This window comes from Parabacteroides leei (genome assembly GCF_023369805.1).
GTDB lineage: Bacteria > Bacteroidota > Bacteroidia > Bacteroidales > Tannerellaceae > Parabacteroides > Parabacteroides leei.
The window spans coordinates 19,464-37,516 of sequence record NZ_JAMBQG010000015.1 but is presented as its reverse complement, the minus strand read 5'-3'; the positions used below and the strand labels follow the sequence as shown (position 1 = coordinate 37,516).

Below are 18,053 nucleotides of genomic sequence, written 5' to 3'. Positions count from 1 at the left end.
CCCGGACAAATATTGATTGCCCGGACCTGTCGAAAAAGCTATTCGTTAAAAAAGTGTGTTATGGCTCATAAACTCCACTATAGGGATTTTGGTCACCGGCAGGCCAGGTTTCATCAACTAAAGCTTTATTGTTTTTTATTTCTGTTCCTGGTATCTGATAAATAAAACGCCATGAACGGGCCGGTAACGGCGTTGCGCCACCATAAACGACATGGTTACCTGTACGTAACAACGGCTTCTGATTACGAATCAAATCGAACACAGCGAAACCTTCTCCATATAGTTCTTTCCGTCTCTCTTTTAATATATCTTCAATTAGCTGATCACCTGTTGATTCTGAACGTTTTGCATTTCTCAAATCCTGAAGTTGCCACAACAATTCTTTAGCATCTGCATCCTTTCCTTGGCGTGCCATCGCTTCTGCAGCATTCAGTAACATTTCATCCGAACGCATGACAACCATAGAACCTCGGCAATCTTCATTATCACGGAATTTAAATGAAACCCAAAATTCTTTCTTATTATCACCTTCTCCTTCCGACCAACGTTCCAACTGCTTAAAACGAATATCATCTTTGTCAAATAAACTTACAAAATCATCAGCTAAAATAAAGCCTCCGAAAGTCCAGCATTTACGGGTACCGTTATACCACATAGCAAATGGAGAATAGTCACCCATATTCTGCTCTTCTGTTTGTTTGATCGACCAAATCCATGATGCCGTTGAATGATTATTAAAACCATTTGTATAGTCATCGACTGTTGATAATGGATACCGGGCCAATACTTTTTTCGCATATTCCTCCGATTTTGACCAATTATTCATCACCTGATAAACTTCTGACAAAATTCCCTGTACGATAGCCTGATTAAAAACATTTGGGTAATTGGCACTACGAACAAATCCTTCCAACATCGGTTCAGCTGCAGTCAGGTCAGAAACAATCTGCGTATAAGTTTGCTCCAATGTTCCACGAGGTTGCCCTTCTGTCTTTTCAGTTGTCGGTTCGGTATATAAAGGAAGTCCCGGCATATCTTTGGCTATTGCATAGGTTTGTTGAAATAGACGTGTTAAACTAAAATAAGCCCACCCACGCATTGCTAAGGCCTGTCCTTTAATATATTGTTTATCCTGATCGTCACCTTCGGTGTCATCGACATAAGCAATAACAGAATTCAGATTGTTGATCAGGCGATAATGGAATGTCCAAAGTTGTGGTGCACGAAATATATTGGCCTGTGTTTCTCCCCAATAATTATAATTCCATACATACCAGGCCCTTCCGTTATTCATCATATCTTCTCCACACATATCAGCAATCATTTGTATAGAAGGAATCCCATAATCATCATCACGGTCAGCTCCTCCACTGTTACGGGCACGCATTTGATAATAACAACCATTCAAAGCTGATTGAGCACCGGCTGTGGTAGTAAAAACATCGTCATCTGCAACAGCTGTAGATGGTTTTGTTTCCAGGAAATCACTACAAGACATTAATCCTCCGGAAAAAAGCCCTGCAACAAATACGGATAAAATATATTTAATTGTTCTCATAACTTATCATTAATTAATTTGACTGTACTTATAAATTCAACTGCAATCCGAAAGAAAAAGATTTAGTCGTAGGGAACCGGTTATCTGTTGTTCCGGAAATACTTTGCTCAGGATCCGTTCCACGACGAGCCGCACTACCAATAGTTATTAAATTGTCACCCTGAACAAATAAACGCAATGTATTTATATTGAATTTAGATGTGAATTCTTTTGGGACAGTATAACCTAGTGTCACATTTCTCAAACGGGCAAATGAGTTATTAAATAAAAACTTAGAAGTATAAGTTCCTAAATAATTAGCATAGGCATTTGATAACCGGGGAAATTTAGCATCGGGAGTTTCCGGAGTCCATGATTCCAACATATCCGGATGCATACTATAACCAGTACGATAAGACATCATCTGAGCATAATCACTGTCATATAATTTACCTCCTATACTGTAATAGATCATGAATGACAAATCTATTCCTTTATAAGAAAAATTATTCGTCACACCACCGAACAAAGCAGGAATAGCATCACCCAGATATTTTTTCTGACTATCACTTGTCACCTCATTATAATCTTCAGTTAAAACACGCTCTTTCAATACTTTTTCACCCTTATCATTTGTTTCATAAACGTTTTTCCAATATTGATCATTTCCGGTTTCTCTATTTACACCTGCATATTCAACTCCCCAGAAATTATATCGGGATTCACCCTCACGCCACTTAAATACTCCTGAGTTTATTTCATCTTGTGGCAATTTAGTAATACGATTTTTATATGTTGTTCCGTTCAAATCAATTGTCCACTTAAAATTCTTATTTGAAATAGCTGCGTAATTCAATGAGAATTCAATACCTTGATTTTTTACATCACCAATATTACGATCTATACCGCTAAATCCTGTGGAAGGAGCCATCGGTAATGTAAACAACAAATCTTTAGATTTACGACTAAACCATTCAACACTACCACTTAACTTATTAAATAAAGCAAATTCCAGTCCGATATTAAACTGCATATTACTTTCCCATTTTAAATCCTTATTAGCTAGACGGCTAACCATAACACCCGGATCTGTATAATTATTCATCCCTGTCTGATACAATCCTTGATAAGCATAATATGTCCCCAGGTTATCATTACCTACAGCACCATAACTAGCCTTAAGTTTCAGATTATCCAACCATCCGCTATACGGTTTCAGAAATTCTTCATTCGACAGTCTCCAGGATGCACCCAACGACCAAAAACTTCCCCAACGGTTATCCGGATGGAAACGGGAAGACCCATCGGTACGGAAACTTCCAGAAATATAATACCGGTCTTTATAGTCATATTCCACACGGCTTAGCCAACTTAACAAACGATATTTATCCTGATAAGAATTCATACTATTCATTACAGCAGCCGAACCGATTTCTTCAACTCCGGGAAACGGAAAACCACGCTTTGAAGCTGACAATAGTTTATATTGTAAAGAATAAGCCTCCTGGCCCAACAAAACAGATAATGAATGATCGCCAAATGTTTTTTCGTAAGTCAACAAGTTATTAACAGTATATGCAAAATTACGATCGCTCTCTTTAAAAGCTTCTCCTTTATAACCGGCAGCATAGCCATGTTCGCTACTTGTATATCCGTCATAATTATATTGATAAAAGTCCACACTAAAATTTGTGCGCCATTTCAGGCCCGGCATAAATGTAATTTCAAAATAACTTCTGTTGGATACATCATCATGTGTCCATGGAGCGTTATTATAAACATCATCAGCCAAAGGATTCCATCCTTGCCATGCTTTACGATAATCCCCATAATCGTAAATACGTCCGCCATTTTTATCTAGGATATAATCACCTGAAGTCTGATCTCTCTCGTAAATCGGATAAACTGAAGGCATTGTACGAAGGAACCAGACTGTACCTGTACTTGCAGAGCCTTCGCGTACACTATGAGATAAACTTATATTAGTACCAACCTGCAACCAATTATTTACCATATAATTAAAACTGGCCCGAGTCGAATAACGTTCAAATCGTTGAATTGAAAATACTCCCTTATCATTTAGGTAGCCTGCAGACAAATAGTAATCCGCTTTCTTCGATTTTCCACTAAAATCGATTGTATATTCCTGACGTAAACCAGATTTAAACAGTTCGTCTCTCCAATTACCTGAATATAATAGCTTTGCATTAGGATCCATTTTTCCATCTATACCTACAGGTGATGCTACATTATAGGGGTTACATCCAAATTCACTTGTCAAATATGCAGAAGCCCATGATCTTGAATCATCTTCTGTATATCCCCAGTCTTTATACCCGTTATACAATGAGCGCCAAGTCAAAACAGAGAATTCATCGGCTGTCAATTCCCGTGGTAAATCAACAGCCAGACTGGCGAATCCCCAGGTAGAACGAAAGTTTATCTGTCCTTTTTCAGATACACCTTTACGAGTTGTAATCATGACAACACCATTTGCTGCACGAGATCCGTACAATGCTGTTGCAGAAGCATCTTTCAAAACTGTCATCGATTCAATATCTGCAGGGTTAATCGCATTCAAATAGCCATTATAAGCTGTTCCGTCTACCACATACAACGGATCACTTGATGCATTCATCGAACCAATACCACGGATCATAATCTTTGCATCCGCACCCGGTTCACCACTACTGTTGAGGACCTGCACGCCAGAACTTTGTCCCTGCAAAGCCTGAGTCACATTAGATGCACGTATTTTTTCAAGGGATTCTTTTTTAATTACCGTAGCCGATCCCGTAAAAGTTGATTTTTTCCCGGTACCATACGCTACCACCATTACCTCATCGATAGCTACGACATCCGGTTCCATTTTAATATTCAGATTATTTCCAACGATAGGAGCTTCTACCGTTTTATAACCTAGATAAGAGACATGGAGAACCTTTGTCCGGGCAGTAACTTCAATGGAAAACTCTCCGTTTTCGTTCGTTGTCACTCCGTTCATGGTTTGTTTATCCACGATCGCTACTCCAATCATCGGCAAGCCGTCTTCAACAGATGTAACCACACCTGTCACCAGCTTATTCTGCGCTACCACCAGTTGAGTACACAACAAAATGGCAAAAAGAACTGAAAAAATTTTTTTCATAACCATATTTATTAAAATCAACGCTTCTCATTACTCTCACAAACACATGGCAGTGCCTAATTTCAAATCAATCCGCAACTGACAGTCAAAAAACAATCGATATAAATAGCATTAGTTCTGGTAGGACTATGTCATCATACATTCTTTAACGGCAAATATATTAATTTTATATTTATATGCTATAATTTATATCAAAAAATCACATCTGTATACAATTTTATTTGAAACCATAATTTATGAGGCCTGCAAATTAATCAATCGAAAGCTACCGTAATTCTACAATAAGGAAAACGAAAAGACCGAAAAGACTGACACTAATTATATTTCATAATATATGAAAGAGTCCTACCAGAACTCTTACTTTATTCGTATTTCATTAATTTAATACAATATCCCCACAAATAAGAACATTTATTCACACAGCCCACAAAACAGTAAGAAAACAGCAATAATGAAACGGAAAGCACTACCTTTGCAAACACGTAGAATACAGGAGGAAATACCTTCTTTCGACTTAAATTGAAAGGCAAAATGAAAATTGTAACAGACAATACCGTCCCCTATCTGAAGGGAATAGCGGAATCGATCGCAGAGGTGAAATACCTCAACTCAAAAGAATTCACTCCTACAGCTATTCAAGATGCAGATGCCCTGATTGTCCGCAGTATAGATAAATGTACACGCGAACTATTGGAAGGTAGCCGTGTCCGGCTTATCACCACCGCAACCATCGGTTTCGACCATATCGATACAAAATATTGCGACGAAGCCGGTATTACCTGGAAAAATGCTCCGGGCTGTAATGCAATCTCGGTCGCCCAATATGTATTGGCGTCACTGATCACCATTGCGCTTCGCAGAAAAGAAACACTTCAGGGTAAAACAATCGGAATAGTCGGTGTAGGCCATGTCGGAAAAGAATTGGAGAAACTTTGTACAGCTTACGGATTACATGTTCTACGCAATGACCCTCCCCGTGCTGAAGCAGAAGGGAACGAAGGATTCGTCTCTTTAGACACGATTGCAGAAGAGTCAGACATCATCACTTTCCATACTCCTCTTACAAAAGAAGGACGCTTTATGACACGCCATCTGGCCAATGATGATTTCTTTAATAAAACCCGAAAAAAGCCCTGGTTCGTCAATGCATCCAGAGGAGCTGTGCACGATACACCGGCACTTCTTAACGCGTTGAGATCGGGAAAGATCGGCGAGGCTGTCATAGACTGTTGGGAGAACGAACCGGCACTCGACCACGAACTATTAAGCCTGGCAGCCTTAGCCACTCCTCATATTGCGGGATTCTCTGCCGACGGTAAAGCGAACGGAACCCGTACCTGCCTGGAAAATATAGAACGTTTCTTCGATCTGAAGATAGAAAAATTGAATGAGGTGGTGCCTCCCGTACCCGCCGATCCCGTAATCGATCTGGCCGGTGTAACAGAATATCGTATCGAACACGTGATCCTCAGAAGTTTCGATCCGTTTATCATAGATAAAGCATTACGGGAAAGACCGGATAAATTCGAATGGTTCCGGGCGAATTATAATCACCCGAGGGAGTTTGCCGCCTATTCGGTCATAAATACGACAAAAGAAGAAAGAATGCTTTTGGATAAACTGGGCTTCCAATAAAAAGAGAAAAGGGCTATGATCTCATCCTGTCTTGTATACGAACTGAATGGAGTCGGCTCTCAATGTAGTTGCCTATCGACAGTTGTCAACAAGCAAAAACATCGGCTTGGAACAGACAAGAGATAACGATGAAAAAATCTGAAAATAAGCATCTTATTTACATAAAAAGCAATCACAAAGACAACAACTCACAGTAATGGCAAAAGACAAGTTATTATCTCCCGGTTTCTATTACATATTAACAGCAAACTTTTTGCTGTTCTTTGCATTTTACCTGATATTACCTATCCTACCTTTTTACCTGCAGGAACGGTTTATGACGGATAAATCAATGATCGGATTCATCCTGTCCTGCTATACAATCGCTTGCCTTTGCATCCGACCGTTTTCGGGATATCTACTGGATACTTTTGCCCGGCGGCCGTTATACCTGCTGGCTTATGGTATCTTTATGGTTATATTTGCAGGATATATGGTAGCCAGCCTGTTGAGTATATTTATCGTATTGCGCATCTTGCATGGGTTTGCTTTCGGGATGGTGACAGTTTCCGGTAATACGATCGTGATCGATATCCTGCCTTCTTCCCGACGTGGTGAAGGACTCGGATATTACGGGATGGCGAACAACCTGGCAATGAGCTTCGGACCGATGATCGGGTTGTTTATGCATGAAAGTTTCAATTACGAGGTCATCTTTTCCTGTTCGCTGATTTCCTGCTTCCTCGGATTTATAATGGCTTACCTGGTAAAAACACCTTACAAGCAACCGGTTAAGAAAGAGCCGATTTCCCTCGACCGCTTTTTTCTTGTGAAAGGTCTTTGGGCCGGATTATCCTTATTACTTCTTTCCATTCCTTATGGAATGACGACAACCTATGTTGCCATGTATGCCGACGAGATCGGTATTTCGGTACATTCCGGACTTTACTTTACCTTTATGGCAGCCGGACTGGCCGTTTCGCGCCTGTTCTCCGGGCGACAGGTAGACAAAGGACGTATCACACTGGTTATCATACTAGGAATGTTTCTGGCATGTGCCAGTTTCTTCGCTCTCGCATCACTCGAGACTCTGATGAAATGGAATCCGGTCTTCACTTCCTATCTGTTTATTGGGATCGCCTTGTCGCAGGGAGTCGCTTTCGGCACGATGTTTCCGGCTTTCAACACACTGTTTGTCAATCTTGCTCCCAATAGCCAGCGGGGAACGGCCACATCGACTTACCTCACCAGCTGGGATGTCGGTATCGGTATCGGATTGATGATAGGGGGAGGTATCGCGCAGGCCTTCGGCGGATTCAATCACGCTTATCTTTTCGGAGCTTGCCTCACGGTGTTGTCTACGATCTTCTTTATGGCAAAAGGAGGACCGCATTTCAACAGGAACAAGTTGAGATAAAGATAGTTCAAAATTTATCAGTTTTGAATGTTTCATTATTTGACAGTTTTGAGCAATCATTGAAGCTATCCCCTTATCAAAGAGACTTCGCCATTACAGGTTCATTTGCCGTCTGCTTTAGCTGACGGATTACAAGTTGTTTCTCCTTTTTTGGCTTTAGCCACATTTCTCTTAACAGAGAGTGTGTATTTAAAATGGGACTAAAGTCCAATGAGAGAGAGCATTTACTAATCCGTCAGTTAAAACTGACGGCAAATGAACCTGTAACTAAGCCTGCCTTATTAAGGACAGTTAGCCGGTGGGCACATAAGCTCATATCTTGCTATAATAGCTCAATTATTTCTAACATCCGAGCGCGAAGCCCAATTATTCATTATTAATTATTAATTGAAAAGGTTTCACCTTTTTCTAACTTTGAACCCCAACTCATTTACCCAAGGTCTCTATATAATCACAGAGACTTTTTATCCCTTTCTCGCTTTTTATCTTTTCAGCAATTGCCGCTGCATTCTTTTTATAATCAGGGTTATTTACAAGATCAGCCATCTTTTCTTCCAGTTCATCTTCCGAGACTTTAGCTATTTTCACTCTTGCCGGTCCCAATCCCAGGACTTGCACCCGATACGCCCAATAAGGCTGGTCGAGAAGCAAAGGAGTGATCAGTTGAGGGACTCCTGCACGCGCTACACTATGCGTCGTCCCGCTTCCTCCGTGATGGATAACAGCATCGCAATGCGGGAAGATCAGATGATGAGGGATCGGTTTATGCATCAGGAACAACTGCTCGTTTCCCTGTAAAGAAGCGCCGGTCTTTGCCCAACCGGAACCGACAACCAGCCGGTATTGCTTTCGTTCGCAGATCCGGGCCAACATTCCGCAAAAACGTTCGCGATCTTTTGTCGTACAGCTCCCCAAGGTGAAAAAGAGAACCGGAGTCTGGTCTTTATTGATAAATGCCATCAGTTCACGATAGGCCTCTTCGTCATATTCGAAAGTATCATTAAAACAATACCCACCGATATTCCAACGGAAACGTTCATCCCAAACCGGATCGGTATGTCCCAGGTACTGACTGTACAACATAAAATTATCACTGTTCTTTCCGGCATCCTGCCCGAAATTCCGGATCGGAGCCAGACCGTATTTTGCGCGGTTTTTATTGATCGTATCTTTCACCATATAGTTAGAGACACGGTTCATCATCAACCAAAGCAGTTTCGGGGTAAATATCGGATTAGGCTTCGGATACGGGAAAGCTGGAGGCGGCATTTTCTCACCGGGGAGGAAAGGAGCGAAAGCAGTCCGGACAAACGGTTTCTTACAATATTCCGCTATTCCTGTCGCGGCAAATTCGGTATTGGCAGCGACAAGGACATCGTTCTGTTCCAACAGCGGTATCACCTGTACAAACTGTTTGTCGATCGCATCGCGTGTCCATTCCACGATCCTTTTGAAACTTTGTTTATTCTCGGCTGCATCCGCCATCATCCCGCCGATATTATCGAAATCCTGTAAAACGACTTTTACAGGATATTTTTTAGCCATCTCCTCAAAAACATGGGGTAAATTCATTGTCACTTCATGCCCCCGTTCAACCAGTTCGCGGGCAATAGCCAGGTAGGGTAATACATCACCCTGTGATCCTCTTGTTACAAGCAGTATTTTCATCGATTCAATATTTTATCACGTAGTTTTTCCACAGCAGTTCAGATCTCCCTGTCTTCACTGTCATTCAGGACACACTGTTCTTCGACTTCATATCCTTCTTCCGCCTTTTTACTTTCTGCTTTCCGTTTAAAAAGCATCCGCACCAAAAAGGCTAAAAAACCTAATAATAGACTCATTAACATAATGAGAACAAAGAACGTACATATAAACATATCCGTCAATGTCTATTTTTCACATTCGATATTCCATTATTAATAATATCACATTGCCGCACATTAATTCACAGTAAGTTATACATCCTAAAACATTCAATTCTTAAGAATAGAATATTGATTCTGAAATATAGCTATTGTTTGGTATAAAGTTATATCGGTACTTTGTAACATCATAATTAAACAATAAAAAGAAAAGTAAATGAACAAGTATTTATTGCGCAACTTTCTTTATGCCATCTGCATGGTCGCTTTACTGACCGCCTGCGATGATAATGATGATGATGCCGGTTTCGAAATGAACGGAACCTATTCCAACAAGTTGAGCGCACCCGAGGGTGGCGACGCACTGATCCTGACTTACAGTGGACGAGAGTTTATCGGTAAGGATGTCGCTTTCAAGATGATTAACGACAATACAGCAAACATTACCCTACAAGGCGTTCTTCCCGGAGAAACCGCCACTCCACTGGATAATGTAATCCTGACCACTGAAACCAACGGTTATTCTTTTGCCGGAAACGGAACCGGAACCAACGGAACCACCTTCACTTATACCGGAAAAGTTGAAAAAGGGAAAATGACTCTGGCCCTGACCGATGTGAAGATCCCATCTAACCAGCTGACATCGAATAAAACATGGTATCCGGTACAAACCGGAACCACTGAAGAAAAAGATCCGGTACAAGGCAATTACACATTAAGACATTATTCCTTCCACCTGGTAACAGACAACCTGATACTGGCACAGGCCGCCCCCATGCTCGAAGGTATGGTTGGAAATCTGATCACCTGGTTCATACACAATGTAACATTCAATCCGGACGGCAATATTACAGCCAGCTACGGAACCATGCCCGAAGGCAAAGCACTTGCCGACCTGCTGAATGCTGTTCCCGACAGAAAAGAAAGCGACTGGATCTCTTCCCCTATCAACCTGGCATCCTATTATGTAAAAGACGATTCTGAACTTTACATCGTGCCTAACGTTGACATGATCCTTTACCAGATCCAGCAAAATAAAACCAAAGCAGACAATAGCCTGGACCCGGCAGTTCTTGCAGCCGTTTATCAACAACTCAACAAATGGAGCACCACAGGAATTAAAATGACTATCCGTAAAAACTCGGAAGTTCCTTATAATAATATGGGCAGCCTGATCGCTTACAAAGGTGATATTTTTATGTTCCTCGACAAGGAAGAAATAGCTGCATTCATTCCCCTCCTTTCTTTAGTAAAAGGACTTCTTCCCGAAGATATCCTGAACGGACCGATGGGTCCGATGATCGGAACCATACTCGACATGTTGAGCGGAAGCCTGCAACAGACACAAACACTCGAACTGGGTATGATGCTGACCAAAGAAAAACAGACACTATAACAAATAAAAATGATAGAAATGAAAAAGTTATATGTAATAGCATTCCTACTAACCTTTTTGACGGGGCCTGCGTTCGGGCAAATAATGAAAGGGTACATTTACGATCAGGAAACGAACGAACCGCTGGCCGGTGTCAATATTACTTATAAAAGACTGAGCGGAGAAACAGACGGAACAGTCTCAAATGCCGACGGTTTTTATCAGATCAGCCTGCCGGAAGGTGGTGTAGATTTACTATTCAGCTATATAGGATACGAAAACGAAATGGTCCCGGTAGTAATCAACCGGAACGAGACTAAGACCCGCGACATACGGATGCGTATCAAAGCAAACTTGCTGGGTGACGTAGTTGTCAGTGCCGGACGTTTCGAACAGAAACTGAGTAACGTAACAGTCTCGATGGATCTGCTGAAAGCAGACGATATAGCCAAACAGGCCCCTACCGACCTGAGCTCTACGCTAAACACAATGCCCGGAGTCGATATCAACGACAAACAGCCTTCGATTCGTGGAGGTAACGGCTGGACCTATGGAGTAGGTTCCCGAAGCCTCGTACTGATAGACGGAATGAGTGCCCTGACTTCCGGGACAGGTATTATCAACTGGAACATCGTTCCTCTTGAAAACATCGAACAGGTGGAAGTGATGAAAGGTGCTTCGTCAGTACTTTACGGTTCGTCGGCTTTAAACGGGGTAATCAATATCCGTACCAAACGTCCCAGCATCACTCCGGTAAGTACCTTGCGTACATATATAGGTATATATGGCAATCCGGCCAATGAAGACTATCAATGGAGTGACAAATCATTCTGGAAAGAAGGTAAATATGAAGTAGAGCCTTTCCTTCGTAAAAATGTATTTTCAGGGATCAGAAACCCGATGTATGAAGGGATAGACTTTTCACATGCCCGTCGTATCGGCAACTTCGATGTGTCGGCCGGATTAAACATGTTCACCGATGAAGGTTATAAAGAACAAGGTTACAACAAACGTTTCCGGGCCGGCGGTAATCTGACTTACCATCAGCCGATGACAGACGGCAATCTGGTAAATTACGGTTTCAACGTAAACTATATGAGCGACAAATACGCCGACTTCTTCCTGTGGCGCTCTCCGAAGGAGGCTTACCAGCCCTCTCCTATCGCAAACATGGGACGCGAAGCCAATACATTCTATATCGACCCGTTCTTTAACTTCACAAACCCGTCCAACAACACATCGCATAAGATAAAAGGACGTTTTTATTATCGTGGAGATAATATTGCAGACGGATCGAACAACGGCAAGTCGATCACCGATATCCTGGGTAATATGGGAACAGACGCCAATGCCATCGCCGGGATCGTCCAGAATGTACAGAACGGTGATTACAGCATGTTCTACCCCTTGATACAGCCGGCTCTTCAAGGTGATATCAACGGACTGGTGAACGGTACGACCAATCTATTGAACGGAATCTTCCCGACAGCAACCACCGCCGATTACTGCGACCTGCTTTCATGGGTGATGAAACGCGGTATCCCCAATAGCACATCCGACCTGGTGCCCTGGTTATCGAACGCAATCGATCCGAAGTCAGATCCGGTCAGCATCGACAAAAACTATACTTATTATCTGGATTACCAATTCAATAAGAAATGGGATAACGGTACGCAAATCACGGCCGGTGCTACTTACGAACATATGCGCAGTACGTCAGTTACCACCGGTAACCATGACAGCGACAATGCCGCTCTGTTCTTCCAGTACGACCAACGCTTTTTCGATCGTCTGAGCGTATCGGCCGGCATGCGTGCGGAATACTATCGCGTCGATGACTTTCTGCGTGAAGCCGACACAAAGATATTCGGAGCCAAAGTACCTGTAAAACCGATCTTCCGTGCCGGACTGAATTATCAGCTGGCAGACTACAGTTTCATCCGCGCCAGCTTCGGACAAGGCTACCGTTATCCGTCCCTGACAGAGAAATATGCCCGTAAAGACATCGGTGGTGTCGGCGTATTCCCGAATAATGAAGTAAAAGCGGAAAAGGGAGTAAACGCCGAACTGGGTATCAAACAAGGATATAAATTCGGCAACCTGATGGGATTCTTCGACGTAGCCGGCTTCTATACGCAATATACGGACATGATTGAATTCCGTTTCGGATTCTTTGACCCTAATTCATTTGCATACGCCAACAGTACAAAGGATATACTCGGAATCCTTGCACAGGGACAGATACCGGGTATCGGAGCACAGTTCTATAACGTATCGAAAGCCCGTATCTACGGAGCCGAGATCAGCACCAACGGTTTCTATGACTTCAACCCGGATACCCGCCTTTCTTATAACCTCGGTTACGTATACATCGAACCGGAAGATGCAGACTATAAGGAGAAGAACGAACTCGAAGCACAGTATAACGATCCGCTCCGGGCCAAGGAAAAATCTAACGACTCCAAATATCTGAAATACCGCCAGAAACATACTGTTAAAGGAGTGCTTGATTTCCAGTGGAAACGCCTGAATCTCGGTATGAATGTAACCTGGAAGAGTAAAATGCTGGCCGTGGATTACCTGATGGTCGACGAACGCGAAAAGGATCAACCGGATGTAATGGAATATATCCGCCAGCTTCTTTACGGTAACGTAGACGGCCAGACGCTTAATTCTTACTGGAAAGAAAAGAATACCGACTATTGCGTAGTCGACCTGCGTGCTGGTGTGAAGATCACGAAAGATGTTTCTTTCCAGTTCATGATCAACAACCTGTTCAATAAAGAATACTGCACACGCCCGATGCTGGTATCTGCACCGCGCACGTATGTAATGCAACTAAATATGAATTTTTGACCAAACCACAATGAATCGAAAAGCCCTACTGACACAGTGTTCAGTAGGGCTTAATTTTTTAAATTCTTTTCCTGCTATTTTAATATATCCTCTATCACATGCGGATAATGTGCATATTCCAACGCATGCACTTTCGTAGCCACTTCTTCGGGAGTATCGGTAGGCAACACTTCACATTTAGCCTGGAAAATAATATCCCCCTCATCATAATTCTCATTAATATAATGTATGGTGATACCCGACTCTTTGTCACCTTCTGCCACTACAGCTTCATGCACATGCATACCGTACATACCTTTTCCCCCATGTTTCGGCAACAGGGCAGGATGTATATTGATGATCTTTCCCGGATAGACTTTCAATAAGGCATCCGATATCTTGTTCATAAAACCGGCTAAAACGATCAGGTCGATCTGATATTCTGCCAGTTTCGCCAGAATCGAAGAACCTTCCACAAACTCCTCACGGGAGAATACGAAAGAGGGTATTCCGAGATTATTTACACGGGTATGAACACCCACATTTTTGTTATTCGACAAAACAACCGCCACTTTAACGGTTTCACTTTTAGAGAAATATCGGGCGATATTCTCGGCATTTGTACCCGAGCCGGAGGCAAAAATTGCTACGTTTTTCATATTTTCCTATGTTTTAGTGCACACGAAAAGAAAAAATGTGCAGTTTTCCGCATTTTTAGTGCATTAAATTTGTTTTGTAACATAAAAAATTCTTTTCTTTGCACTGCAAATTTAAAAAGTATATTCGTATTTATTAATCTAAATTGAAAAAGTTATGTCTGAAGTTGCATCTAGAGTAAAGGCTATCATCGTTGATAAATTAAGTGTTGAAGAAACAGAAGTTACAAACGAAGCAAGCTTTACTAATGATTTAGGAGCAGACTCTCTTGACACTGTAGAGTTGATTATGGAATTCGAAAAGGAATTCGGTATTTCAATTCCTGATGATCAGGCAGAAAAGATTACAACAGTAGGCGACGCAGTTGCTTATATCGAAGCTAACGCGAAGTAATCAATCCTTTTAATTAAAGGTATGGAATTAAAAAGAGTTGTAGTAACAGGCCTTGGTGCCATTACTCCTCTTGGTAATACCCTCGCAGAAACATGGGAGGGTATTATCAATGGGAAGAGTGGAGCCGGTCCTATTACGCAGTTTGATGCATCCAAATTCAAGACACAATTTGCATGCGAAGTTAAAGGCTTCGATCCGTTATCTGTAATGGATCGTAAGGAAGCCCGTAAATGTGACCGTTATAGTTTATTTGCAATAAGTGCCGCAAAACAAGCAATCGAAGATGCTGCTATGGACCTGGACAAAGAGGACAAGGACCGTATCGGCGTTATTTTTGCTTCCGGTATCGGCGGTATCAAGACATTTGACGAAGAAGTATTAGGATATGCGAAGACAAAAGATACAATCGGACCGAAATTCAATCCGTTCTTCATCCCAAAGATGATTTCGGATATCGCAGCCGGACATATCTCCATGCTTTATGGATTCCGTGGTCCTAACTTTGCAACAGTGTCGGCTTGTGCCTCTTCTACCAATGCAATCAGCGATGCATACAACTATATCCGTTTAGGTAAAGCAAATGTAATCGTGACAGGTGGTGCGGAAGCAGCTATTGCTGATTCTGGTGTCGGCGGGTTCAACTCTATGAATGCGCTGTCAACCCGTAACGATTCACCCGAAACAGCTTCTCGTCCATTCAGCGCAAGTCGCGACGGTTTCGTCATGGGAGAAGGTGGAGCATGTTTGATCTTGGAAGAGATGGAACACGCTTTGGCACGTGGAGCTAAAATATATGCTGAAATCGCCGGAACAGGAATGTCTGCCGATGCATATCATCTGACAGCCTCTCATCCTGATGGATTAGGAGCAAAGTTAGTGATGCGCAATGCACTGGAAGATGCAGAAATGACTCCGGAAGATATCGATTATATCAATGTTCACGGAACATCTACTCCGGTAGGAGATATATCAGAAGTAAAAGCGATCAAAGACGTGTTCGGAGATCATGCTTACAATCTGAATATCAGTTCAACGAAGTCAATGACCGGCCATCTATTAGGTGCTGCAGGAGCTATCGAAGCGATGTTATGCATCATGGCAATAAAAGACGGTATCATTCCTCCGACGATCAACCACGCTGATGGCGACGATGATCCTGAAATAGACTATAAACTGAATTTCACATTCAATAAAGCTCAAAAAAGAGAAATACGGGCTGCATTATCCAATACATTTGGGTTCGGTGGCCACAATGCTTGTGCTATTGTTAAAAAATTTGTGAAGTAACGTGTTTACACAATTATACAAAAAGATAAGGCTCCTAAAACATAAGAATAAGGAGCCTTATTCTTCTTTATATAAGATACTGGGATTTTACCCCGACAACATCCACGTCTATGAGCAAGCCTTCCTGCATAAATCTTCCTCTATCGAAGACAGCGACGGCAAATGGCTGAATAACGAACGTCTGGAGTTCTTGGGTGATGCCATATTGGATGCCATCGTAGCAGACATTGTATATAAACATTTTCAAAACAAACGGGAAGGTTTCCTTACCAATACCCGTTCAAAGATCGTACAACGCGAGACACTCAACCGCGTGGCTGTCGAGCTGGGTCTCGACAAAATGGTCGTCTATTCGGCTAAACTAAGTTCACACAACAATCACATGTATGGTAACGCATTGGAAGCACTGATCGGAGCCATTTACCTGGATCAGGGATATCGCGCCTGCTACCGGTTTATCGACCATGTGATCATCAAACGATACATCGATCTGGATAATATCGCCCGCAAAGAGGTGAACTTCAAATCGAGCCTGATAGAATGGAGCCAGAAGAATAAACTGGAGGTAACATTCGACCTGATAGAATCGTTTTCCGACAATGACGGTAACCCCGTATTCCAGACAGGCGTAACCTTATCCGACATGCAGATCGGCGTCGGTATCGGTTATTCCAAAAAAGAGTCGCAGCAGAATGCCGCCAAGATGGCCATCAAGAAACTGCGTACCGATAAAGCCTTTCAACAGTTCATCTCCGAACTGAAAAAGAAACAGACAGGGGAAAATACCGCTGAACATGAGTTTGAGGATCTACCGGAAGAAGAGCCTTCATCCGAGCAAAATTCCATAGAACTGACGACAAACAAAAGGACGGAATGCATTGATGCCACCATCAATGAAGAAGCCCGGTAATTACTTACCGAACGAAATCCCCATTCTTTCTCCCTGAACAATCAGGTCATTTTCCGGAGTGACCAGTTTTAGCTTGCCTGCCACTTCCGACAAGGTAATCGACTCCACTTTGTCCCCCTTCATACATACCATACGTCCGAACTGGCGGTTTGCGATCAGTTCTGTAGCATGTCCACCCAGACGGGTAGCCAGGTTACGGTCGAACGGAGAGGGGTTGCCACCGCGCTGGATATAGCCTAAAACCGTATCGCGGCATTCGATACCGGTTGCCGCTTCGATCGTACGGGTGATATAATCGGACGGGCGTTTCTTATCGGGTGTTTCTACCCCTTCGGCGACAACAACGATAGAATAAGGTTTACCCCGATGGGCGCGGTCGAGGATCGTCTCGTTTACCTTGTCCATATCATATCCGAGTTCAGGAAGCAGGATCACATCCGCTCCCCCCGCCATCCCGGCATAGAGGGCGATCCATCCGGCATGATGTCCCATTACCTCTACCACCATTACACGCTTATGCGAACTGGCAGTCGAATGCAGGCGGTCGATCGCTTCCGTTGCAATATTAACAGCCGTATCGAAACCGAAAGTTATATCTGTTCCCCATACGTCATTATCGATCGTCTTGGGAACACCTATTATATTCAGTCCCAGGGCAGACAACATTCCTGCTGTTTTCTGCGTACCGTTTCCACCGATACAGACAAGACAGTCTAATCCTAATTCTTCATAATTCTGTAGAATGATCTGAGGCTTTTCACTTTCTCCCGAAGCAAGCAGTTTACGGAATGGTTTCTCGCGGGAAGTACCCAAGATCGTCCCACCCAGATTCAGGATACCGGAAAGACTACGTTCGTCGAACGATTGAATATCCTTGTTCAGCAACCCGACAAAACCACTATGGATACCTATTACTTCCATGCCGTAATGCATGATGGCAGTTTTACCTACACCGCGAATCGTAGCGTTTATACCGGGACAATCACCCCCGGAAGAAAGGATACCTATTTTCATT

Annotated in this window: 12 protein-coding genes; 7 read left to right on the top strand and 5 right to left on the bottom strand. The window is 42.7% G+C overall.

Annotation, left to right across the window (positions count from 1 at the left end):
* Positions 1-58: 58 nt before the first annotated feature.
* The gene (locus M1P97_RS18870; RefSeq protein WP_195374797.1) at positions 59-1,558 is read right to left on the bottom strand and encodes a RagB/SusD family nutrient uptake outer membrane protein; all 1,500 of its coding nucleotides are present in this window, start codon (positions 1,556-1,558) and stop codon (positions 59-61) included.
* A 28-nt stretch (positions 1,559-1,586) separates the two neighbouring features.
* Positions 1,587-4,685 (bottom strand): SusC/RagA family TonB-linked outer membrane protein, encoded by a 3,099-nt coding sequence (locus tag M1P97_RS18865; RefSeq protein ID WP_195374796.1) that lies wholly within the window; start codon positions 4,683-4,685, stop codon positions 1,587-1,589.
* 531 nt (positions 4,686-5,216) lie between these two features.
* Here M1P97_RS18865 and pdxB point away from each other — a divergent pair.
* Together pdxB and M1P97_RS18855 are read left to right on the top strand one after the other, a co-directional pair.
* Entirely contained in the window at positions 5,217-6,320 is a 1,104-nt protein-coding gene (pdxB, locus tag M1P97_RS18860; RefSeq protein ID WP_249389878.1) for a 4-phosphoerythronate dehydrogenase PdxB, read from the top strand.
* 196 nt (positions 6,321-6,516) lie between these two features.
* Entirely contained in the window at positions 6,517-7,716 is a 1,200-nt protein-coding gene (locus M1P97_RS18855) for an MFS transporter (protein ID WP_195374794.1), read from the top strand.
* Positions 7,717-8,142: 426 nt separating this feature from the next.
* Here the strand turns inward: M1P97_RS18855 and M1P97_RS18850 are convergent, their stop codons facing one another.
* The gene (locus M1P97_RS18850; protein ID WP_249389877.1) at positions 8,143-9,384 is read right to left on the bottom strand and encodes a glycosyltransferase; all 1,242 of its coding nucleotides are present in this window, start codon (positions 9,382-9,384) and stop codon (positions 8,143-8,145) included.
* Between the two features lie 414 nt (positions 9,385-9,798).
* On the opposite strand from M1P97_RS18850, the gene M1P97_RS18845 reads away from it, so the two are divergent.
* Positions 9,799-10,977, top strand: coding sequence for a DUF4925 domain-containing protein (locus M1P97_RS18845; RefSeq protein WP_249389876.1), 1,179 nt, complete (start codon positions 9,799-9,801; stop codon positions 10,975-10,977).
* Positions 10,978-10,995: 18 nt separating this feature from the next.
* Positions 10,996-13,812, top strand: a complete 2,817-nt coding sequence (locus M1P97_RS18840; protein ID WP_249389875.1) for a TonB-dependent receptor — start codon at positions 10,996-10,998, stop codon at positions 13,810-13,812.
* Between the two features lie 74 nt (positions 13,813-13,886).
* Here M1P97_RS18840 and purN read toward each other — a convergent pair whose 3' ends face one another.
* A complete protein-coding gene (gene purN, locus M1P97_RS18835; protein WP_249389874.1) occupies positions 13,887-14,450 on the bottom strand; it encodes a phosphoribosylglycinamide formyltransferase in 564 nt (187 codons plus the stop codon).
* 154 nt (positions 14,451-14,604) lie between these two features.
* Here purN and M1P97_RS18830 point away from each other — a divergent pair, with 154 nt between their 5' ends.
* From M1P97_RS18830 to rnc, 3 genes are read left to right on the top strand one after another with little or no spacing between them, the layout of a single operon-like run.
* Positions 14,605-14,841, top strand: a complete 237-nt coding sequence (locus M1P97_RS18830) for an acyl carrier protein (protein ID WP_009860668.1) — start codon at positions 14,605-14,607, stop codon at positions 14,839-14,841.
* Positions 14,842-14,862: 21 nt separating this feature from the next.
* Complete coding sequence (fabF, locus tag M1P97_RS18825) at positions 14,863-16,128, top strand: beta-ketoacyl-ACP synthase II (protein WP_195374454.1); 1,266 nt, start codon at positions 14,863-14,865, stop codon at positions 16,126-16,128.
* A gap of 1 nt (position 16,129) precedes the next feature.
* Positions 16,130-17,038, top strand: a complete 909-nt coding sequence (gene rnc / locus M1P97_RS18820; protein ID WP_195374455.1) for a ribonuclease III — start codon at positions 16,130-16,132, stop codon at positions 17,036-17,038.
* On the opposite strand, the gene M1P97_RS18815 is transcribed toward rnc, so the two are convergent.
* Positions 17,039-18,052: an ATP-dependent 6-phosphofructokinase gene (locus tag M1P97_RS18815; protein ID WP_249389873.1), complete on the bottom strand. Its 1,014-nt coding sequence runs from the start codon at positions 18,050-18,052 to the stop codon at positions 17,039-17,041.
* Position 18,053 lies beyond the last annotated feature (1 nt).